The sequence below is a fragment of the Thiocapsa sp. genome (genome assembly GCF_011390875.1).
GTDB lineage: Bacteria > Pseudomonadota > Gammaproteobacteria > Chromatiales > Chromatiaceae > Thiocapsa.
In genome coordinates, this window is record NZ_JAABRP010000014.1 from 1 (window position 1) to 21,176 (window position 21,176).

Annotated in this window: 20 protein-coding genes and 1 pseudogene; 10 read left to right on the top strand and 11 right to left on the bottom strand. The window is 63.5% G+C overall.

From position 1 onward, the window contains the following. Positions 1 to 385, top strand: a pseudogene (locus tag GPT33_RS02010) (acetyltransferase); the annotation flags it as partial. 58 nt (positions 386 to 443) lie between these two features. On the opposite strand, the gene GPT33_RS02015 reads toward GPT33_RS02010, so the two are convergent. From GPT33_RS02015 to GPT33_RS02050, 8 genes are all read right to left on the bottom strand, one after another. Beyond that, positions 444 to 2,255 carry a hypothetical protein gene (locus GPT33_RS02015; protein ID WP_296805417.1) on the bottom strand — a complete coding sequence of 604 codons (1,812 nt, stop codon included), beginning with the start codon at positions 2,253 to 2,255 and terminating at the stop codon, positions 444 to 446. 470 nt (positions 2,256 to 2,725) lie between these two features. Beyond that, positions 2,726 to 3,613: an energy transducer TonB gene (locus GPT33_RS02020; RefSeq protein WP_296805419.1), complete on the bottom strand. Its 888-nt coding sequence runs from the start codon at positions 3,611 to 3,613 to the stop codon at positions 2,726 to 2,728. A 7-nt stretch (positions 3,614 to 3,620) separates the two neighbouring features. Continuing rightward, positions 3,621 to 4,025 (bottom strand): biopolymer transporter ExbD, encoded by a 405-nt coding sequence (locus GPT33_RS02025; RefSeq protein WP_296805421.1) that lies wholly within the window; start codon positions 4,023 to 4,025, stop codon positions 3,621 to 3,623. A 6-nt stretch (positions 4,026 to 4,031) separates the two neighbouring features. Further along, positions 4,032 to 4,421 carry a biopolymer transporter ExbD gene (locus GPT33_RS02030; RefSeq protein ID WP_296805424.1) on the bottom strand — a complete coding sequence of 130 codons (390 nt, stop codon included), beginning with the start codon at positions 4,419 to 4,421 and terminating at the stop codon, positions 4,032 to 4,034. Further along, entirely contained in the window at positions 4,411 to 5,220 is an 810-nt protein-coding gene (locus GPT33_RS02035) for a MotA/TolQ/ExbB proton channel family protein (RefSeq protein ID WP_296805426.1), read from the bottom strand. The genes GPT33_RS02030 and GPT33_RS02035 overlap by 11 nt, the downstream gene beginning before the upstream one ends. 58 nt (positions 5,221 to 5,278) lie before the next feature. Next, positions 5,279 to 5,704, bottom strand: coding sequence for a Tat pathway signal sequence domain protein (locus GPT33_RS02040; RefSeq protein ID WP_296805427.1), 426 nt, complete (start codon positions 5,702 to 5,704; stop codon positions 5,279 to 5,281). A gap of 75 nt (positions 5,705 to 5,779) precedes the next feature. Beyond that, positions 5,780 to 6,169 (bottom strand): L,D-transpeptidase, encoded by a 390-nt coding sequence (locus tag GPT33_RS02045; RefSeq protein WP_296805429.1) that lies wholly within the window; start codon positions 6,167 to 6,169, stop codon positions 5,780 to 5,782. 369 nt (positions 6,170 to 6,538) lie between these two features. Next, a complete protein-coding gene (locus GPT33_RS02050; RefSeq protein ID WP_296805431.1) occupies positions 6,539 to 8,116 on the bottom strand; it encodes an MFS transporter in 1,578 nt (525 codons plus the stop codon). A gap of 260 nt (positions 8,117 to 8,376) precedes the next feature. Here GPT33_RS02050 and GPT33_RS02055 point away from each other — a divergent pair, with 260 nt between their 5' ends. Further along, entirely contained in the window at positions 8,377 to 8,940 is a 564-nt protein-coding gene (locus GPT33_RS02055; RefSeq protein ID WP_296805433.1) for a hypothetical protein, read from the top strand. 1,138 nt (positions 8,941 to 10,078) lie between these two features. Here the strand turns inward: GPT33_RS02055 and GPT33_RS02060 are convergent. Both GPT33_RS02060 and GPT33_RS02065 read right to left on the bottom strand, forming a co-directional pair. Further along, the gene (locus GPT33_RS02060) at positions 10,079 to 12,340 is read right to left on the bottom strand and encodes an NADP-dependent malic enzyme (RefSeq protein WP_296805435.1); all 2,262 of its coding nucleotides are present in this window, start codon (positions 12,338 to 12,340) and stop codon (positions 10,079 to 10,081) included. A 151-nt stretch (positions 12,341 to 12,491) separates the two neighbouring features. Next, complete coding sequence (locus tag GPT33_RS02065) at positions 12,492 to 13,211, bottom strand: Crp/Fnr family transcriptional regulator (RefSeq protein ID WP_296805437.1); 720 nt, start codon at positions 13,209 to 13,211, stop codon at positions 12,492 to 12,494. Positions 13,212 to 13,397: 186 nt separating this feature from the next. Between GPT33_RS02065 and GPT33_RS02070 the strand changes: the two genes are divergently transcribed. The 3 genes from GPT33_RS02070 to GPT33_RS02080 all read left to right on the top strand — a co-directional run bounded on the left by GPT33_RS02070 (position 13,398) and on the right by GPT33_RS02080 (position 15,934). Continuing rightward, on the top strand, positions 13,398 to 13,850 hold the full coding sequence (locus tag GPT33_RS02070) for a cytochrome c (RefSeq protein ID WP_296805439.1): 453 nt from the start codon (positions 13,398 to 13,400) through the stop codon (positions 13,848 to 13,850). A gap of 25 nt (positions 13,851 to 13,875) precedes the next feature. Further along, the gene (locus GPT33_RS02075; protein ID WP_296805441.1) at positions 13,876 to 15,297 is read left to right on the top strand and encodes a cbb3-type cytochrome c oxidase subunit I; all 1,422 of its coding nucleotides are present in this window, start codon (positions 13,876 to 13,878) and stop codon (positions 15,295 to 15,297) included. A 217-nt stretch (positions 15,298 to 15,514) separates the two neighbouring features. Beyond that, the gene (locus tag GPT33_RS02080) at positions 15,515 to 15,934 is read left to right on the top strand and encodes a DsrE family protein (protein WP_093187856.1); all 420 of its coding nucleotides are present in this window, start codon (positions 15,515 to 15,517) and stop codon (positions 15,932 to 15,934) included. Between the two features lie 111 nt (positions 15,935 to 16,045). Here the strand turns inward: GPT33_RS02080 and chrA are convergent, their stop codons facing one another. Next, the gene (gene chrA, locus GPT33_RS02085; RefSeq protein WP_296805443.1) at positions 16,046 to 17,449 is read right to left on the bottom strand and encodes a chromate efflux transporter; all 1,404 of its coding nucleotides are present in this window, start codon (positions 17,447 to 17,449) and stop codon (positions 16,046 to 16,048) included. A gap of 385 nt (positions 17,450 to 17,834) precedes the next feature. Here chrA and GPT33_RS02090 point away from each other — a divergent pair, with 385 nt between their 5' ends. The 5 genes from GPT33_RS02090 (at position 17,835) to GPT33_RS02110 (ending at position 21,126) form a co-directional block, all read left to right on the top strand. Then, positions 17,835 to 18,419, top strand: coding sequence for a cytochrome c oxidase subunit 3 family protein (locus GPT33_RS02090; protein WP_296805445.1), 585 nt, complete (start codon positions 17,835 to 17,837; stop codon positions 18,417 to 18,419). Between the two features lie 8 nt (positions 18,420 to 18,427). Next, positions 18,428 to 18,709 carry a cytochrome C oxidase subunit IV family protein gene (locus GPT33_RS02095; protein WP_296805448.1) on the top strand — a complete coding sequence of 94 codons (282 nt, stop codon included), beginning with the start codon at positions 18,428 to 18,430 and terminating at the stop codon, positions 18,707 to 18,709. Positions 18,710 to 18,715: 6 nt separating this feature from the next. Then, positions 18,716 to 19,594 (top strand): CbbQ/NirQ/NorQ/GpvN family protein, encoded by an 879-nt coding sequence (locus tag GPT33_RS02100; RefSeq protein ID WP_296805450.1) that lies wholly within the window; start codon positions 18,716 to 18,718, stop codon positions 19,592 to 19,594. Positions 19,595 to 19,688: 94 nt separating this feature from the next. Beyond that, positions 19,689 to 20,102, top strand: coding sequence for a hypothetical protein (locus GPT33_RS02105; RefSeq protein WP_296805452.1), 414 nt, complete (start codon positions 19,689 to 19,691; stop codon positions 20,100 to 20,102). After that, on the top strand, positions 20,095 to 21,126 hold the full coding sequence (locus GPT33_RS02110) for a 4Fe-4S binding protein (RefSeq protein WP_296805454.1): 1,032 nt from the start codon (positions 20,095 to 20,097) through the stop codon (positions 21,124 to 21,126). The genes GPT33_RS02105 and GPT33_RS02110 overlap by 8 nt, the downstream gene beginning before the upstream one ends. Positions 21,127 to 21,176 lie beyond the last annotated feature (50 nt).

Sequence of the window (21,176 nt, forward strand, 5' to 3'; positions counted from 1 at the left end):
CGTCGAGGATCCGACGTTTGGCGCCCTGCGCGACGGTTATGCCGACGATATGGCTCGGGCGCGCGCCGTCGCCCCCGCGTTCGAGAGCGAGCGGCACCGCCTCTTGATTCTACCTGCCGAGCCTTGGGCGCGTCGTGCCAGCGGCGTCTTCGCCAACGAGCTGGCCGGGCAAGCGCCCGAGCAGGCGCACGCCATGCTGACCCGGTTGCCGGCGGGCGGATTTCTCGTCAGTGTCCGCGCGCCGCTCGCGCGCCCGGACGGGGCGGATGCGCTCTGTCGAAGTTTTCCGAGCGGCGGGGGACGCAAGGCGGCAGCCGGGATCAACCTCCTGCCCGAGTCCGAGTACGACACCTTCCTGGAGCGGTTCCGCGACGCGTTCGGATGACGAAAACCGCAGCACCCCATGGAGGCGCTGCGGTATCGATCGCGGCTAGGTTTTCGTCCTATTCGACATCGGCGATGAAGTACCCGACATCCTCGAGAAGGTGTGTCGTCTCTCGATCGTGCGACTGCTCTTCCTGCACCTGTAGGTCCACCGACTCGACGTTCAGATTCTGCCACCGCAGGGCGGCCGTGTCGTCGCCATGGGTCGTCTGCATATCGGCGACGAGCACCGGAGGCCGCATGAAGGCAGTCTGGTAGACCAGGTTGTGAGCCTCGTGGTCGACCATTCGTCCGGTACGACCGACCTCGTATCTCAGCCCGTCGACGACACCCGAGGATGCCTCCCAGGCGATAAAGTCGATGCGCTCGGGTAGATGCTGTTGCGCATTGGCCTCTTGCTCGCGCAGCCCGACGTCGAAGCCGTCGGTCTCGATGGCGTGCAGCCGTGCCGTCACGGCGTCGTTCTCGTTGAAGCTGGCGACGGTTGCGAAGATGACCGGAGCGTCTTCGAAGGGGGCGCTGAAGAGATGGCGTTGGAATGCCTGCGTCGTGCCCGTCACCAGCGAGCCGGCCTCGACCCACACCCCGTCGGCCAGCTGATAGCGTCCGCGCTCCATCACGAGATAGGAGGCCGTCTCCAAGTCATGCGCGCCGTCGAGGGAGTCCCACTCCTGCACGCGAATCGAGAATCCTCTGGAGTCGATCGCGTCGACCCGGACGATCGCCGGCTCGGTGTCGTAGCTGCTCAACGCCTTGACCACAACGACCGGGTCTTTGAACTCACGCCGGAGATCGACACGCTGCCATTCCTGATTGATCTCGACCTCGCCGATCTCGATGGCCGGAACGTTCGCAGCGACCGCGTTTGCCGCCGTGCTCGGGGCAGATGAAATGCCGGAGCCTGCGGTTGGCGTGTACTGCGCTGCGGCCATGGTTTTGATCGAAGGCGTCGCTGTTGTTGCGGCGCTGTTGCGAAGGGTTGCCGCCTGGATGGAGACGTTGCCGCCGCTGATGGCCTGCGTGTAGCGCACGCTCAGGGTCTGGCCTGCTTTGGCGGCCCGATAGTTCAGGACGAGTCGCCGATCGAACGCGGCTTTGAGATTCTCGACCGTCGTGGTGTACGCCGGTGCGCTGTTGTCGCTGAGGCGAACCTCGATTCGCCCGCGCGTCTTGAAGCCGCCGAGGTACAGGGTCAGTGTCCGTGCGTTCGTATCCGCCGGAACGCGCAGCTCGTAACCCTTATTCAATCCGCTGAGGTAAAGACCTGCGCGTGTCGTCACACTGGCCTTGGGCGTTCCGTTGTTCCAGCTGTACGCCAACCGGGAGGTCGTCGTGAAGCGCAGCGGGCTCCCGCCGATCGAGGTCAAGGCGCCGATCCGCGTCGCTGCACTTGCCTTGCGGCTGATGCTCGTGGGCTTGTCGATGCCCCAATGGATCCAGTCTGTCCCACCCTCTGCCGTCAGGTTTGCGGTGCCCCTCGGGGCGGTCAGTGCCGGAGTCAATTGTGCTGTCGTCGGAATGCTGACGTTCACCTCGTTGGAAAAGGAGCTGCAGAGCTTCCCGTCGCTTGAGCATGCACGCGTGGCGAAGAAATATTTGGAGCCGACTGCCAGACCGGAGACGGTGGCCGACGCCTTGGTCGCCTGGACCTTCGATTGATAGGTCTTGCTGGCAGTCCCGTAGTGCACCTCGTAGCGAGCCACTCGGCTGTCGCTCACCGCATTCCACGCGAGTCGGACCTCGCCTACTGCGGCCTGAGATAAGCCGCTTGCCGATGACAACAGGAGTAGGAGGAACAGCTGCACGAACAGAGTGAAACCGAAGTGGATGTGGGTCCCCAGGTGATCTTGGAGCGTCCGAGTGCGTAGCATGGCGTTCACCGTATCTGTACGAGCGACGAGACCTGTCCTCGGAATCGCTCTGTCTCAGCGTTGCCCGCAGGGGCCTTGATGACTCGGGAGCCGAGTCGGACGGCTCGTTCCCGATCGAACGCCTGTGCGGCTCTGGATCCCTTATGCCGAGTTAACCAGCAGCGGTGAGACGGATCTGCGATGTAGGCAGCAGAACGCAGTTGAAGGGGATGTCGGGCGGTTGGAGAATGTGCGGTCGGTCACATGTAAGTTCTATCCGGACCACTGCCGAGGGTGCGGACGCCTCGCGCTTCGGAGAGAAGCTGCTTTCGGGCGTCGGCGTCCGGTCCCGGTTTCGCCGGGAGGCTGACGAGCGGCGCTGCTGCGCAGCCGCAGCCGGGTTGCTGCGACAGCTCTGCGTGGACCTTCGCCGGGATCTGGGGCGACGACAAAGCCGCCTCGGCAGGACTGAATGCAACCGGTGAAGGCAGTCAACGCAACCGGTATGCGATCGGGACGACGATCTCCAGCCTGGACCGGCCCATGCTCGCCGGGATCGCGGGCATGGGGGATGCCCGTCTCAATAGCTCCGATGCGGCATGATCGAGCACAGCATGGCCGGAGCTGGTTTCAATGCGATGCGAGACGACCTTCCCGTTTCGCTCGATCACGAAACGGACCCTGACGATGCCTTCCTGACGCATCTTCCTAGCTTGGGATGGGTAGCGTTTGTGTCGCTCCAGCCAGGCCGCGAGCTCGGCGTAGTAACGGTCTCTGGACTTCCCTCCATCGACCTTTCCGGAGGTTCCGCCGCCTCCTGTTCCGGCCGCCGATGGGGAGCCTCCGGCGCCTGGGCCGTGCTTACCGCCGGCTTTGCCTGCGGCGTTCGCATCGACGGATGCCGCCGTGGCCGCGGTCGGTCGGGCCTTCTTGGTGTGCGGCTCCGTTTCGGGTTCTTGCTTGGGCTTGGGTGCGGCTCTAGCGGTCCGTGGCGGCGGGGTCTCGCGGCTGCGGACCGTCTCGGCCCTCGGCTTCGAAGTCACGGGTTCCGCGGCAGCGATCGGCGGAGGCAATGCGGGCTCGGCGGCCCGGATGGTCTCGGTGGTCGTTGCGAGCACGGGGGCGAGGGCGGGGGCGCTGACGGCCTGGATCGCAGTCGCCTCCAAGGTCGCGGTCGGGAGGATGTCTGCCTCGATGGATTCGACCGCGTCTGCTGCGCCGTCGCTACCGGCCGGCCCTGCCCTTCCGAGCGAGATGCGGATGCCGGGATCGTCCTGCTCGATCGGCGCCGGCGGTTCGAGCAGCTTCGCGAGGGCGAGATGGGCGGCGAGGGCGAAGAGGAGCGCGAGCACCCACTGATGGCGTCGAGGCTCAATCATCCTAGTGTCATTCCTCTCGCGCCAAGGTCAGCAGGTCGATGGCTTCGGCTCCGGCGCGGCGCAACCGCTCGAGCAGATCAACCAGCCGGAGCGCTTCGAGGGTGGCGTCCGCCTTGATTTGCAGGTGCGAAGGGCCGTCCGCGAGTCTTTCGGCAACCCGCTCGGCGAGGGTTGTCTCGTCGAGCAGCTCCCCGTCGAGGCTGATCTGTCCCGTGCGGTCGATCAGCAGGACCAGCGGCGTTGCTCGTGCGCTCTGCGGGCTGTCCGAGCGCGGGGGATCCAGGGCAACCGAATCGGTCGGTGCGAGTCGGCCCGCCAACATGAAGAAGATCAACAGCAGAAAGACGACATTGATCAGCGGAATGAGATTGGCTTCGCTGTCGGTTGTCGGTTTGTAGCGTTTCAATCGCATGGGCATTCAGAGGCGCAAGAGGGTCAGGTGTGTTGCCCCGGCGTCGCGCAGGAGGTCCAGCACGTCGACCAAGCGCTGGAGGCTGACGCCCGGCGCGGGCTGGACCAGGATGCGCTGCGCCGGATCTTCGCCGATCCGCGCGGCGACCCGTCCGGCGAGCTCGGCTGCGGCGATCGTCTCGGCGTTGAGGTCCAGGCCCTCGGGCTGCACGCGCACCAGCCAAGACCCGACCACCGGGGTCCCCGCGGTCGCCGTGGCCGGCGCGCCCAATTCGATCGCCTGCCAGTTGATCAGGCTCGAAGCGAGCATGAAAAAGACGAGCAGGATGAAGACCACGTCTATCAACGGGGTCAAGCTGATCAATCGGCGACGCGGTGCGGGCGACTCAAACCGCATGCGGGATCCGAGGGGCGACAACCGACGGTTGTTCCGAAGCGAGCGGCCCGTCGAGCTGCAGGCCTCCGGTGAAGACGCGGGTCACCTGATCCTCCAGGCGACGCGTCACGCCTTCGAGGAGACGCTCGAGCCAATTCAGCGCGACGACGGTCGGAATGGCGACCGACAGCCCCGCGGCCGTAGTCAGCAGGGCGACCCAGATCCCGCCGGATAGGACCGAGGGGTCGACCTGATTGCCGGCCGCCTCGAGGGCGCGAAAGGCGTCGATCATTCCGATCACGGTTCCCAGCAGACCGAGCAGCGGACTGAGGCTCGCGATCACCTCGAGGCCGCGCAGATGGCTACGCAAGGCCGTCAGCACACCTTGGGCGCGTCGCTCGACCTCTTCGCGCAGCGCCGCCGGATCATTCGCGCGGAGGCTCCCGAGCATGGCGGTCCGAACCACCCCGGCGAGCGGATTGGTCGTCCCGGCGAGTCGCTCGACCGCCTCGCCACATCGGCCGGCTTGCCAGTCGCTCAGCGCGCTCTCGAGGTGCTCCGCGCCACCGTTTTTCAAGCGGGCAAACTGCCAGAGCTTTATCAGGACGATGGTCAGGGCGAAAACCGACATCGCCGCCAGGATCAGCATCACCGGACCTCCTGCGTCTAGGAGGGCGCGCAGCGGTTCGGGGATTGCAATCGTCATCGGGGATGGCGCGACGATGCCGAACCAGGCCTCCGCTGCCGTCACCGGATCCGGCATATCGGACGTCACGGCGGTCGTTGAAGCGAGTGCAGCGGCTGTCGCGGTCTCAGTCATTTGCTTTCTCCTTGCGGCTGGCTTCGGGGCCGGCCTCGGCGCGGTGCGGCGTCATCGCTCACTTCACGAATTGCGTCGCGGCGCGCGTTGACAGGGTCAGGCGCTCGATGCAATCGGTCTGCGGGCCCTCGGCGTCGCGACACTCGAGCACCTCGTTGATCAGGATCCGGCGGATGTCGGTGCAGTCGAGATCCGGGATATCGAACAGCTTTACGGTCGTCTTCGCCGCCCGCAAAGGTGCGGTGTCGACTGCCAGGCGTCGGGCAATCACGCCGGCTTGGTCGAACAGGATCAGGTCCAGCTGGAGGGCCTCGATCGCCGGTCCGGCGCTGTTGTCGAAGACCAAGTAGGCGCGACAGGCCTTCGTCTCGGGCTGGGGTTCCAGTTTGTTGAGCTCGAGTTTAATCTCCTGGGCGCTGCCGATACCCGTGAAGGTGCAGATGGTCAGGAGCAGGAGGGCCTGCATGCGTTTGCGGTCGTTCATCCATTGGATCCCTTCAGCTACCGAGCCGAGGATCTTCGCCGCCCCCGGGGCTTCGGTCAATCGGTGTCGATGCGCTTAGTCGACGACGCTTACGCGATCGCCGATCTCCATACGCTCGAACAGAAAACGCGCATCCTTCTCGCCGACGCGCACGCAGCCGGCTGAATCCGGATAACCCGGGAGCCACCCCTCATGCAGAAAATAGTGACCGTAGAATTGGATGGAGTAAGGCATCCATGCCTGCCAGCCGAGCTGGTTGGTGTAGCGCGAGGAGACCTTGTCCTTCTGCTTGCTGAGCACCGAGAAGGTGCCGAGCGGCGTGCCGTGTCCCTCGCGTCCGGAGGAGATCGGGCCGGTGCGGACGACTTGATCGCCCTCCGTGTAGATAAACGACTGGCTGCCGATCTGGATTGTCAAGGAACGCTTCGCCTCTTCCGCGGCCGGTTCGGCGACGGTTTCCGCCACAGCCTCGCTCGCTGCAGGATCCGTTTGCGGACCCGATGGGCGGGAGCTGTCGGTGGCCTCGGATACGTCGCCCGTTTTGCGCTCGGGCGCCGGCCTGGTCGGAGATTGAGCGCAGCCGACGATCAAGGCGGCTGCAATAATCAAGGGTAAGATCCGGAGCAAGAAAACCATCATAGGCGCGGGCTGCCGTTGTCGGACACCAGTCCGGTGACTCCCTGATATGAGGCTGCGAGCGTCTTGACACCACAACCCCGGTGTTGAATGCAGGCCAACCCGACCTCGGGCCTCGGAATCGCCCGATATACAGCCGGAGCGCGCGGGCCTTGCGGTCCAAGCCGCTCCGGTCGTTTGAAAAGAGGTCCCTCGGTCTCACGCCGCCGCGGCGGCGGCTTCTCGTGCCCGATCGTCGATCGCCAGACTACGCCCGGCGAGCCACACCAGGAGGATCACCGGGACGCCGATCAAGGTCGTGAAGACGAAGAAACCGGGATAACCGATCCCATCGACGATCGAGCCCGAGTATCCGCCCAAGACCTTTGGCAAGAGCGTCATGAGCGAGCTGAAGATGGCGTACTGGACGGCGGTAAAGGAAACGCTGGTCAGGCTCGACAGAAAGGCGACGAAGGCCGCACTGGCAAGTCCGGCGGCTAGATTGTCGGCTGCGACCGCGATATAGAGCCAATTCAATTGCGGTCCGGCAAGCGCCAAGACGACGAAGATGAGGTTGGTGGCCGCGGACAGGATGGCTCCGAGCATGAGGATTCGCATGACCCCGTAACGGGTCGCCATCAGACCGCCGAGAAACCCGCCGAGGATGCTCACGATGACCCCGAAGGTTTTGACCGCGGTGGCGATCTGCGGCTTGGAGAAGCCGATGTCTTGATAGAAGACGTTGGAGATGACGCCGAGCACGATGTCCGAGATCCGATAGAGTCCGATCAGGGCGAGCAGGAGCAGGGCGGTTTTCAGTCCGTAGCGGCGGAAGAAATCCAGTGCCGGCTCGATCCAGGTCTCGCGCGCCATTACGGCGTTCACGGCCCCGGCGGCGACCAACAGCCACCCGGCGGCGACCGCCGCGGACACGGCAACGGCGAAATGGACGGTCTCCAGGAGGAACCCGGTGATCGGCCCGCCGCCCGCCCACGCCTTGAGCCCGGCGAAGGCCGCTGCGGAGACGAAGAATCCGCCGGCAAAGGCAGCCGCGGCCACAAGAAAGACGCCGACCAGTCGCAGATAGTCGGACGCCGCGTAAACATGCGCGTCGGGACGCCGGGTCGCGGGCTCGGAAATCAGCAGCGTTGTCGCCACCCCGATCAGCATGGTCGATGCCATGACGAGGTAGGTGAGCTGCCAGGCCCGAAAGTTGTAGTCGCCTGTCTCCGAGCCGAAGAGTGCAGCCAGGTAGAGCGCACCGGCGCCAGCGACAACCATGCCGATCCGGTAGCCGGCGATATAGGTCGAGGACATGAGTCCCTGCAAACGCGGCGCGGCGGATTCGATGCGGTAGGCGTCGATTACGATATCCTGGGTCGCCGCCGAAAAGCCGAGCAGCACGGCTGCCAGCGCCATGCGCGTGACCTGACCGGTCCCGGTCGCCGGATCGACCAGCGCCATGGCGACGATGGCGGCGATGATCGCGAGCTGCGAGACCAGCAGCCACGCGCGACGCCGTCCGAATCGACGGGTCAGGTAGGGCAGCGGCAACTTGTCGATCAGGGGCGCCCAGACGAATTTGAACGAATAGCCCAGCGCCGCCCAGCTGAAAAAGGTGACCGCTTGGCGCTCCACTCCGGCCTCGCGCAGCCACAGCGAGAGCGAGGAGAAGATCAACAGAAGCGGGATCCCGGCCGAGAAGCCGAGAAAGAGCATCGAAAGCACTCTCGGATTGGAGAGCTCGCGCGCCGTTGTCCTCCATCCCCCGTTGTTCCTGGTGTCGACTGGCGTCATGGGTTCTCGATGGCGCCGTGCCGGCCGGGGTCGGCGCAACGGCGACTGCCAATGGGGAAAACGTCGTGGAGGATACCGTTCGGCGAGTCCTCCGCTCAAGGTCGAACGCGACAGTCTTCACCTGACGCCGGGCCGCGGACGTACTACCATGGTCGGCGTACGGTAACCGACCTCGCAGCCGCCGTAAGCCGGCAGGCGGGTCGTGCTCGTACGATGCAAACCGCGACTCGAGCGAAGGACAACCATTAGGAGACTCAAACGTGTCGAATGCAAACCAACCCAGTCTGACCCAACCCGATGCCGGCCGGCGCAGTGGCCTTGTTCGTCTCCTGCTGGAGCAATGGCCTTATGTTCTTCTCTTCGTCGCCGTGATCGCGGGCGTTGCCTTTACCGACATGCGGTTGGAGTTTGCGCTGCTTTACTGGCAGATCTTGATCCCGGTCTTCGGCCTGGTTGCGCTGGCGATCGGATGGGGTTCTGCGGGCGAGGACACCAAGGCTCGGAGCGCGTTTGCGCTCAAGACGATCCTGCATTGGGGGGCCTTGTTTGTCTTGGTTTGGATCCTCTATCTGCCGCAGCTCAAGGATGTCCTCAACGCCGAGCTCACCGGACTGCAGATCATCTTCCTGCTCGGTCTGACGGCCTTCCTTTCGGGGGTTCACGGCAACCCACGGATGTCGGTCATCGGTGTCTTTCTGATTGTCAGCGGTATCGTCGTCGCTTTTCTCGACGATGCGGCGCTCATGATGTCCGTGCTTGCCGTCGCGGTGCTGGTGGGATTGATCCTGTGGCAGAAATTTGCGGGCGGAAAATCGGCCGACTGACGACGAGAAGCGGCCACTGCAACCGAAGGCTGCAGTGGCCTACGCCGGGCCCGTGCGCGTGGAGCTGTGCGTCCTCGGCGGAACCGCCTTGGCCTCCTTGCTCACGAGCCCGAACGTTGAAGGGGCAGATTCGCATCCCTGGAGTTGCCCACATCTCGTGACCATCAGATTCCGTGCCAGGCGATGATCCGAGTCTTTGCAGGGTTCCGGCGGCGAGTCACGGGACCGACTCTGACCCAGCCTGTCAGCAGGTGACGGTTTCCGGCCGGGTTTCGTCGCAGCGTCCGCGTGTCATCGGATCTCCTTCTAAACCGCGTCCAGAGCGACATGCGTAGTTTTCATATTGCGTTTGGCTTCGGAGATGTCCTCGACTCCGGTGAGACGCGGTTTAGAATTTAATATTTTTTAAGACTTTAAACCGCGCTAGCTCCGACAGTCGTCGGGGCTGGTGCGGCCAAGCCATTCCAACAAATTTACGCATACCGCACCGGGCGCGGTTTAATGCAATGATCGAAAATAAAAAGGCCATCGTGTTCACCTTGGCGAATCACGATGGCCTAAGTTCGGAGACGGGCGGAGGAGGGTACCCGGCCCCGAGTGCTTGCTTGGCTGAATGTCGCTGTTCGGGGTGGATTTGGACCACATCGCCGATCAATCACGTTTCGTGCATCCCTCGGTGGCTCCGAGGTTGTCCCCTAGGTCGCTTTAAATGGTGTTTCCGATGCCTCCTGTCCCCGTGGCTCGAGGGCGCGTCGCTCGGTGCATCGACCGAGCGACTTGCCGATGCTCCCTGCGTGCTCCCTGCTCGGTCCCGTCCTGGTCCCTAAAGAGTCCCTTGGGCTCCTGTCGACTCATGGTTTCTGCCTTCGCTGTCGTACTAAGCAGTGAGCGTGCCAGTGTTCGAATGTGTGCGACGACAGGTCGGAGTCGCCGACCGGCCGGAACGGCAAACCGCTTGCTGCAGAGTGCTTCTTGAATATAACCAATTGAATATTAAAAATAAAAACCGCCCATTGGCGGGCGGCTTCTTCGTTCCCCAGCAATCGGAGTGGCCGGGCGAGGCGGGCGGCGGACGCCGATGCGCGATGCAGGCGTCCGTCGTCGATGACCTAGGTCGTCATCTGATGACCTGTTTCGGTTAATCCGCCTGCACTGCGGCCAAAGCCGTCATATTGAGCAGACCCCGCACCGAGGTGCTCGGCGTCACGATATGGGCGGCGCGGTCGGCCCCGAGCAGCATCGGGCCGAAGGCGCCGCCTTCGTTGATGGTGCGCAGCAGGTTGAAGGCGATGTTGGCGGCGTCCTGGTTGGGCATGATCAGAAGGTTCGCCCGCCCGCTCAGCTTCGAGTCCGGAAAACGTGCCTCTCGCACGACGGCGTCCAGCGCCAGGTTGGCGTGCATCTCGCCCTCGACCTCGAGGTTCGGGGCGCGGGTGCGCAGGAGTCGCATCGCTTCCTGCATCTTGCGAGCGGCCGGCGACTCATGACTGCCGAAGTTCGAGTGCGAGAGCAGCGCGATCTTGGGCCGCAAACCAAAGCGCTGGACCTGGGCCGCGCACAGGAAGGTGATCTCGGCGAGATCCTCCGCGCTCGGGTCCGCCTGCACATAGGTGTCGGCGATGAAAAGTGGCCCCGCCGGCAGGACGATGGCGTTCATGGCGGTCAGGTGACGCACACCCGGCGCGGTGCCGATGACCTCCTCGACATGCTTGAGGTGACGGGCGAAGCGTCCGACCACGCCGCAGATCATGGCATCGGCGTCCCCGCAGCGGACCATGGTCGCGGCCAACACCGTGGGGTCGTTGCGGATATATTCGCGCGCCTCGTCGGGCGCGTAGCCGCGGCGCTGAACGCGGTCGTAAAAGGTCCGCCAATGGGTCTCGAAGTTGGTGTTCTCGCAGGGCACGATCAGATCGAAGTCACGCTCCGGCCGCATGGTCAGGCTGAGATCCTTGAGGCGGTTTCCGATGACCTCCGGACGGCCGATCAGCATCGGGCGGGCAATCCCTTCCAGGACCGCCTGTTGAGCAACCTGGAGAACACGCTCGTCCTCGCCCTCGGCATAGATCACGCGTTTCGGTGCCGCGCGGGCCTGATCGAAGACGGGCTTCATGGTCATCCCGGTGCGATAGGCCCGCAGATGCATGGCGGTTCGATAGGCGTCCAGGTCGGCAATCGGTCGGGTGGCGACCCCGCTCTCCATCGCCGCGCGAGCGACCGCGGGGGCCAGATTCTCCATCAGGCGCCGGTCGAACGGTTTGGGGATCAGGTACTCGGGTCCGAAGGTCAACTGGCCGCCGCCATAGGCCGCTCGCACGATGTCCGACGGCTCGGCCATGGCCAGATCGGCGATCGCCTTGACGCAGGCGATCTTCATCGCCTCGTTGATCTCGGTGGCGCCGCAATCGAGCGCGCCCCGGAAGATGAAGGGAAAACACAGGACGTTGTTGACCTGATTCGGAAAGTCCGACCGCCCGGTGGCGATGATGGCGTCCGGTCTGGCTGCGCGGGCCAGGTCCGGCATGATCTCCGGGACCGGGTTGGCGAGCGCCATGATGATGGGCGCATCCGCCATCTTGGTCAGCCAGTCCGGCTTGAGGATGCCGGCGGCGGAAAGCCCCAGGAAGATATCGGCGCCCTCGATGGCCTCCTGCAGGGTGCGCTGCTCGGTTTCGATTGCATAGCGCCCTTTATACGGATCCATCTCCTCGGTGCGGCCGCTGTAGACTACGCCGGCGATGTCGGTGAGGGTGACGTTCTCCTTGGGCAGACCCATGCTGACCAGCAGGTCGACACAGGCCAGCGCGGCAGCCCCTGCGCCGGCCGTAACCAGCCTGGCCTTGCCGATATCCTTACCCACCACGCGCAAGCCGTTGAAGATGGCCGCGGAGACGACGATGGCAGTCCCGTGTTGGTCGTCGTGGAAGACCGGGATGCCCATCCGCGCCTTCAAGGCTCGCTCGATGATGAAGCACTCCGGCGCCTTGATGTCCTCGAGGTTGATGCCGCCGAAGCTGGGCTCCATGCGTGCGACCGTCTCGACGAACTTCTCCGGGTCGCGCTCCTCGATCTCGATGTCGAACACATCGATGTCCGCGAATTGCTTGAACAGAACCGCTTTGCCTTCCATTACCGGTTTGGAGGCGAGCGCACCGATGGCGCCGAGACCCAGCACCGCCGTGCCGTTTGTGATGACCGCGACGAGGTTGCTGCGCGCGGTGTAGAGCGATGCATTCATCGCATCTTTCTCGATCTCGCGGCAGGCCGCCGCAACGCCGGGCGAATAGGCCAGCGCGAGATCGCGCTGATTACCCATGGGTTTGGTCGGTTTGATTTCCAGCTTGCCGGGCTTGGGATAGCGGTGATAGTCGAGCGCGTTCTGGTCGAATGAGTCCGGCATCTGGGTCTCCGTTGGGTGGTGTGCGGCGTGCTTGACGGTCTCGGTCGGTGCGGCCGTCCGTCATGTCCCGGTTATTATGCTGCGGCGCAGCAGATTGCTGCAAAGTTTTCAATCGGATTCGTTCGGAGCCACATCCACCGTCAATGTGTAATCAATCCCTAAGCAGATCGACCGGTCCGCTGCTCGGTTGACCCAGCTCGACGTTGTCTTGTAGCTCCGCGACCTCGCCGAGAACGGCACGGTCGAGGATGGTGACCTCGGCACCGTGGACCTCGATGATGCCTCGGCCGGCAAGCTCCTTCACGACACGCGAGAAGGTCTCCGGTTGAATCGACAGGCGCGAGGCGAGCACGCCTTTGCGCACGTCCAGCTTGAGCGAACGCCGCTCGGGTGGGACCTTGACCAGAAGATAGCGGGCGACTCGGCTGCTTGCCGTGTGCATGGTCAGGTTGTCGATCTCGCCGATCAGACCGCGCAGGCGCTGACTCAGCGAGCCGAGCATCAGAAAGCAGGTGTCGACCGACTCGCGCAGCATCAATGCGAAGTCTCGTGCATCCAGGCTGAGCAGCTCCGAAGGTGCCAGAGCCCCGGCGCAGACCGGATAGCGCGGGGCGTTGAGAAACATCAGCGCCTCGGCGAAGGTTTGGCCGGGCGAGACCAGCTCGATGACCTTCTCCGCCCCGCCCGGTGAGAGCCGGAAGAGTTGAACCTGGCCCTTGAGAACGAGGTAGAAGCGCTCTGCGGGATCACCCTGACTGAACAAAAGCTGCTCGGCGCCGAGGGTGACACGCGTCGCGTGCTGGCTCACACGCTCCAGTTGGTCGTGGCTGAGCCCGGCCAGGAGGGGTGCGGTCTTCAACTCATCAATCATCGGGTGCCTTGTGGCGGGGTTGCCGGTGGTTGGAATCTCGGTTCGATCTACGGGAGCGGGACGGATGTGTCAAGCCGGCCGGCTGCGATCGGCTGCAGGATCGGCTTGATTTGCATCAAGGCGGAGGATGCCTCCGGAACGTGCAATGCGCCCACGGTTCGATCCATCACCGAGGGGCCTCATCCCGTGGCGCAAGTCTTCACGAAGTCCATGGCGCGGAACATCTTCTACGGAGGTTCCGTATTCTTCATCCTGCTCTTTTTAGCTCTGACGCTCGATACCTCCTTCGCCTTGCCCGAACGCGATCAACGTCATCAGCTAGACCTCTCCACCGAGGTCGGCCAACGCATCGCCAAAGGCAAGGCGCTGTGGGAGAACAACAACTGTATCGGCTGCCATACCCTGCTCGGCGAAGGGGCCTACTTTGCCCCCGAGCTGGGGAACATCTACACACGCTTCGGAAACAATAAAGAAGCGATCAAGGCATTCATCCAGAGTCGTCCTGCGATGGGTATCCCCGGTCGGCGCAGCATGCCGCAATTCAACTTCAGCGACGAGGAGCTCGACGCCATCGCCGAGTTCCTGAAATACAGCTCCGAGATCAATACGGCAGGCTGGCCACCGAACATTCAAGGCTGATTCGCGGCACCGGAGAATCCATTCGATGAAATACAAATCTCAAGCCGTCGCCAAGCCGTATTTTATTGCTGCGATCGGACTCTTTCTCGCCCAAGTGATCTTCGGGATCGTCTTGGGCATCCAATATGTCGTGGGTGATTTCCTCTTTCCGGAGATCCCCTTCAATGTCGCGCGTATGGTGCATACCAACACGCTGATCGTGTGGCTGCTGATGGGCTTCATGGGCGCCGCCTATTACCTGATTCCGGAGGAAAGCGAGCGGGACCTGTATGCCCCATGGCTGGCTCATCTGACGTTCTGGGTTTTTCTGGTTGCTGCCGCGTTGACGGTGATCGGCTATCTTGCAGTCCCCTATGCGCGACTGGCCGAGATGACTGGCAACGACATCCTGCCGACCATGGGGCGTGAGTTTCTGGAGCAACCGACCATCACCAAGGTCGGAATCGTGATCGTCGCGCTGGCCTTCCTGTTCAATATCGGCATGACGGTGCTCAAGGGACGCAAGACGGTCGTGAGTCTGGTCATGTTGATCGGTCTGATCGGTCTGGCGGTCTTCTTCCTCTTCTCCTTCTATAACCCAACCAACCTGGTGCTCGACAAGTTTTACTGGTGGTGGGTGGTGCATCTGTGGGTCGAGGGCGTCTGGGAACTCATCATGGGGGCCATGCTCGCCTTCGTGCTGATCAAAACGACCGGCGTGGACCGCGAGGTGGTCGAAAAATGGCTCTACATCATCATCGCCATGGCCTTGATCACCGGCATCATCGGCACCGGACATCATTACTATTGGATCGGCGCGCCCGAGTACTGGCAATGGTGGGGCTCCATCTTCTCGGCACTCGAGCCCCTGCCCTTCTTCATGATGACGGTGTTCGCGTTCAACATGGTGAATCAGCGTCGGCGCAATCACCCGAACAAGGCCGCCGTCCTCTGGGCACTCGGCACCGCGGTGCTTGCCTTCCTCGGCGCGGGCGTCTGGGGCTTCCTGCATACCCTGGCGCCGGTAAACTACTATACCCACGGCTCGCAAATCACGGCGGCGCATGGGCATCTTGCCTTCTATGGGGCCTATGTACTGATCAACATCACCATGATCTCCTACGCCATGCCGCTCCTGAACGGTCGGGAGGCCAACAGCATGCGCTCGCAGGTCCTGGAGATGTGGGCCTTCTGGCTCATGAGTGTCTCCATGGTGTTCATCACGCTGTTCCTCACCGCGGCGGGTATTCTTCAGATCTTCCTGCAACGCTACACGGAGACGCCGCTGCCCTTCATGGTGGTCCAGGAAAAGGTCGCGCTTTTCTACTGGCTGCGGGTGATCTCCGGGCTCGTCTTCCTGGGCGGTTTGGGCACCTACATCGCGTCCTTCTTCGTCGCGGCGCACGATGCCAAGCACCCGCAGGCGATCGATGCCGGTAAGGTGCAACCGAGTCCGGCAGCCGTCTGAGTCACGGCGTGCCGAGCGCGACGTGCCGCAGCCAGCGGGCTGCGGCACGTCGAGGCCGATGCTGAATCGGCTTCCGAACACCTTTCGGGGCGAGGTCTTCTCGGGTTACGCTGTTTTGACCCGATCACCTCGTCGACGCGGTGCTCGGGTCCCTTGCCGATCCAATGATCACCTGGATCGCGACGACCATACCAACCACCATCTCGAGGACATCGCTATGCGTCTTTTATCCACGCTTCTCGTGGCCTTCGCCTTGACCGCCGGCGGCCTGATGGCGCCCGTCCTGGCGAGCGACGACGATCCGCTCTTCATCAATCTGACCACGGATGACCCGCACCGCGCGAACATGGGCATCACCTTCGGGAAGAATCAACTCGAGCGCGGCCACCCCTTGACCATCTTCCTCAACGACAAGGGTGTCTTCATCGGCGCGAAGGCGAATGCCGCGACCTTCGGCGAGCACCAAGAGAAACTGGCCGCGATGATCGACAAGGGCGCCCTGGTATTGGTGTGTCCAATGTGCATGAAGCACTACGGCGTTGCCGAGGCCGATCTCATCCCCGGTGCTCAGGTCGGCAACCCCGAGCTGACGGGCGGCGCACTCTTCAAAGACGATACGCAAACCTTGACCTGGTAATCCCCATCGAAGGGCCAAGCCGTTTTCGGCTTTCGCCCTTCGATCACCCTCGAGGACAGGTCGATGAAGCGCGAGCTTGATCCGGAGCCCTGATCCACGGCCGAGGCCGGACTAACGCAGGAGCGAGTAACCCAGTCCCGCCAGTGCGCAGGCCGCGATCACCGGGATGACGCCGACCTTGAATCGCCACAATGCGACGAAAGCCGCGATCGTGAGCAGCAGCGAGAACCACTCGAATGGTCCGGCGAACGGCGCCGCCTCGCTGCCCTCGGGCCAGAGGACATGCCAGGCAAAGAACACCGCCAGATTGACGATGACCCCGACGACGGCCGCGGTGATGCCGGTCAAGGGCGCGGTGAAGGTCAGATCATGCCGCGTCGCTTCGATTGCAGGGGCACCGATCAGGATGAAGAGGAACGACGGCAGGAAGGTAAAAAAGGTGGCCACGATCGCCCCCGCGATCCCGGCGAGCAGCAGGGCATCCGGGCCGAAGATCTCCTTGGTCCAGGCACCCACGAAGCCGACGAAGGCGACCACCATGATGAGCGGTCCGGGGGTGGTTTCGCCCAGCGCCAGCCCGTCGATCATCTGGGTCCCGGTCAGCCAGCCGTAGGTCTCGACCCCGCCTTGATAGACGTAGGGCAGCACCGCGTAGGCACCGCCGAAGGTCACGAACGCCGCCTTGGTGAAGAACCAGCCCATCTGGGTCAGCGTTCCCTGCCAGCCGAAGCCGAGCCAGAGGAGACCCTCGACCAGACCCCAGAGCGAGAGTCCGACCAGTGCGTAGCCCAAGGTATGCCGCCACGAGAAGCGAGCGCGCGCCGGCAGCGGCGTGTCGTCGTCGATGATCGCGGGACCGTAAGCGGCGTCTCGGGACCCATGCCCGCCGCCGGTCTTGAATCGATCCGGCGTGATGCGCCCGCCCAGATAGCCGATCAGGCCCGCGCCGAGCACGATCGCCGGAAAAGGCACGTTCAGCGCGAAAATGGCGACGAAGGCCGCCGCGGCGATCGCCCAGAGCGCGCCGTTGCGCAGCGCTCGGGATCCGATGCGCCAGGCCGCGAACACCACGATCGCCGTCACCGCCGGCTTGATGCCGTAGAGGATACCGGCCACCACCGGCAGGTCGCCGTAGGCCAGATAGACGAAGGTCAGCGCGATCAGGATCGCCAGCGACGGCAGCACGAAGAGCACGCCCGCCATCACGCCGCCGAGCGTGCCGTGCATCAGCCAGCCGATATAGGTCGCGAGCTGCTGCGCCTCCGGTCCGGGCAGCACCATGGCGTAGTTCAACGCATGCAGGAAACGATGCTCGCTGATCCAGCGTCGCCGCTCCACCAGCTCGGTATGCATCATGGAGATCTGGCCGGCCGGTCCGCCGAAGCTGATGAAGCCGAGTTTGAGCCAATAGCGGAAGGCATCGCCGAGGGTCACGGGTAACGGCGGCGAGGGCGCAGGCGCTTCCTCGGACGATCGATCGGCTGGCGAGGCCGGAGCTTCGGGTTTCGTCGACATGGATGATCTCGTGCGTCGGTTTTCTCGAGCTTTCCGGTGTGCCGAAGCGCACTGGGTCGGGTGGAGCAATGCGCCTACGACAAGCCGTGTATCGATGCGAGGGCGCAGTATGATCAATTCGGTCCGACGAAGCGATATCGCGAAGTTGCCTGGCAATCTTGAATCGGAGGTGGCGCATCGAAATGACCGATCCGTCCCGAGATCAATCATTCTGCAAAAGAAGTGCGCGGTCGGCTAGCTGTCCGAAGGGCGCGCAGGCCAAGATCCGCCGCAACCCGATTTGATGTCGATCAAAGCCGATATCCGACCGCGCAGCTAGGATGCAGGTCAATCAAGGGCCGACGATGCCCGATCCGACCCAATCCGACCTGATCAAGAGTCCTCGATGTCCGCAACGCTCACGGCAGCGCCGCCCGTCCGTTATCCGCCGGGTGATTTAGCGATTTGGATCTTTATCCTCGCCGAGCTGGCGGTCTTCGCCATCTTCTTCGCCTCCTATGCCTTCGCGCGCATGGGCGACGTGGCGATGTTCAATGAATACCAGGCCACGCTCGATAAGGGCGTAGCGCTGATCAACACCCTTACACTGATCACCAGCAGCTATTTCGTCGTGCGTGCCCTTGCGGCCATCCGCGAGGATCAACGCAAAACGAGCGTACGTTGGTTGCTCGCCGCACTGGCCATGGGTGCCCTGTTTCTGGTCGTCAAATCGGCGGAGTATGTCCACCATTTCGGCGAAGGTGTGCGGCTGAGCAGCAACACCTTTTATATGTTTTATCTCTCCTTGACCTTCTTCCATTTCCTGCATGTCGTGCTCGGTATGGTGATTCTGGCAGCGGTGGCGTTGAAGACGCACCAAGGCGCTTACTCCGCGAGCGAGCATACCGGCATGGAGACCGGCGGTGTTTACTGGCATATGGTCGATCTGGTGTGGCTCATCCTCTTCCCCTTGGTCTACGTGATGCGATGAACACCGTTATGAAAACGCAAACCGCGATGCGCCCCTGCACACGGGTCTATCTGCTGCTCGTCGTGCTGACGCTGGTGACCTTCGCCGTCGGCTACTTTGATCTACTCTCGGGAAACAGGGCCTTGTTCTTGTCGTTGCTGGTGCTCGGCCTTGCCTTGATCAAGGGTCAGCTCATCGGCGATTTTTTCATGGGTCTGAAGGGTGTCCGCGGACCCTGGCGCTTCGTGATTCTCCTGTGGCTGTTGATCCCGGGAACCCTGATCACGATCGCCTTCACACTAGCCGGCTGAGCGCAGATGACATCCAGACACGCCGTTCGTCCGATCTCGATTCCGAACACCGGCGCGATGGCCGGTCACGCGGCGCAGGCGTCCGCCGAGACCCAGCGCGAGACCCAGCGCGAGTCGATCTTTTACAAGCCGCAAGGCCGCGAGGTCGCGCTCGTCGAATACGCCTTCCACAATCGCCTGCCGGTGATGATCAAGGGGCCGACGGGCTGTGGGAAGACCCGCTTCGTGCGCTATATGGCCGAGCGCCTGGAGCGCTCGCTCTACACCGTCGCCTGTCATGACGATCTGACCGCGGCGGACCTGGTGGGCCGCCATCTTATCGGCGCCGAGGGGACCTTCTGGAGCGATGGTCCGCTCACGCGAGCGGTGCGCGAGGGCGCCATCTGCTATCTCGACGAGGTGGTGGAGGCGCGCAAGGACACCACGGTGGTGCTGCATCCGCTCACCGACGATCGACGCATCCTGCCGTTGGAGCGCACCGGCGAGACCCTGCAGGCGCCGCCCGGGTTCATGCTGGTCGTCTCCTACAATCCCGGTTATCAGAACCTGCTCAAGGGAATGAAACCGAGCACGCGCCAGCGTTTCGTCGCCGTCACACTGGGCTTTCCCGCGCCTCGCCTGGAGGTCGCGATCCTGATCGGCGAGAGCGGGATCGAGAGCGCGTGGGCCGAGCTGTTGGTGCGGATCGCCGGCTCGCTGCGGGCGCTCAAGGACCACGACCTGGAGGAAGGCGTTTCGACGCGACTGCTCGTCTATGCGGCGACCCTGATCCAGGCCGGCATGGACCCACGCGACGCCTGTCTCGCCGCGCTTGTCGAGCCATTGACCGACGATTCCGAGACCATTGGGGCACTCGCGGAGGTGATCGATGCGACACTTGTTTAAACCGCGCCGGCTCCAACGGTAGTCAAGTCTGCCGAGGCCAATCCCATCCAAGAACATCGCATGCCGCGCTGTGCGCGGTTTAGGTTGAAGCCTCATGAAAGGTACCCGGCCTGAAGGTCAGCGGATCGCCATCGTTGCCGAGTCGCTGTATCTCGCCAACCTGCTGATCCTGCCCGGGATTGGCTTCCTGCTCCTGCTGGCGCTCGCGTTTTGGGGGCGGGAGGGTCGCGCACCGCTGGCGGCCGCGCATCTGGACCAAACGGTCCGCGCGAGTCTTTGGGCCGGAGTGCTTCTGATCATCGTGATCTCCGCGGTCATGGCGATTGCAGGTGCCGGAGCTATGTACGTCTGGACGCTGGTGATCCTCTATTTCATCGTCTGTCACACCACGCTGGTCCTGCTCGGTGTCTTCGGCCTGACCAAGGCGTTGGCTGGACATTGCTGGCGCTACCCCTTGGTCGGGCGGCCGCTTCCGGGCGGGTGTCCTCAGGCAAAACGCCATGTCTAGAACCCGGCTGCAACAGCGGCGAGCCTGGTTTCAGGTCGGTTTCTTTGCGCTCTTCCTGCTGGCGCCGCCGCTCGATCTCTTTCGGATCGATCTGACGCTCGGCCACGCGATCCTGTTCGGGCAGCACTGGACGCTTGGGATCGAGGACTTTCTCGCCGGTCGCACCGGCATCGGCGATGCGACGCTCAACCTCTTCGTGCGCGGCTTTCTGCCGATCTTCGGCGGCGCCGCGCTCTTCTTGTTCATTGCTTGGCGCTACGGGCGTCTCTATTGCGGTTGGCTGTGTCCGCATTTCTCCGTCGTGGAGACGATCAACGCGCTGATGCGCCGCGCCTCCGGCAAACCCAGCATCTGGGAGCGCCGCACCCTGCCGCCGCCGCTGCGCGGCCCGATTCCGATGACGGTGAGTGGCGGGCAGGATCCGAGCCCGAAGTCCCCGGCGTCGGCTCCGTATTGGAACCGCTGGTACTGGATCCCGACCCTGCTCGCCGTGGTCGGCTTCGCCTTCCTCTGGGCGCTGGCCCTGCTCACCTATCTCCTGCCGCCCTTCGAGATCTACCACAACCTGCTCAACGGCACCCTGACCCGCAACCAGAGCATCTTCCTGACGGCGGCCACGATCGCGTTCACTGTCGAGTTCCTGCTCGCGCGCCATTTCTTCTGCCGCTATGTCTGCGCGGTCGGTCTGTTCCAGAGCCTCGCCTGGATGGCTAACGATCGGGCGATGGTGGTCGGCTTCGACACCCGCCGCGCCGCCGCCTGCGCCGATTGCGACAACGCCTGCGACCATGCCTGTCCGATGCGTCTGAAGCCGCGCACGATCAAGCGCAAGATGTTCACCTGCACCGAGTGCGCCGAATGCATCTCGGCCTGCACACAGGTCCAGCACGGCGACCCGAAGCAGAGCCTGTTGCGCTGGGTCGAAGGCGCGGAGGCGTTGCCGGTCATCACCGGGCGCCCGGCGCCGACGTCCGCCGGTCCAAACGAGAACGCCATACTGCCCGGAACCTGCCGACATGCGTAGGTGACGTGTCGGAAATAAGTTGAGCACTGAATCGAATCGTTGTCGTTGTC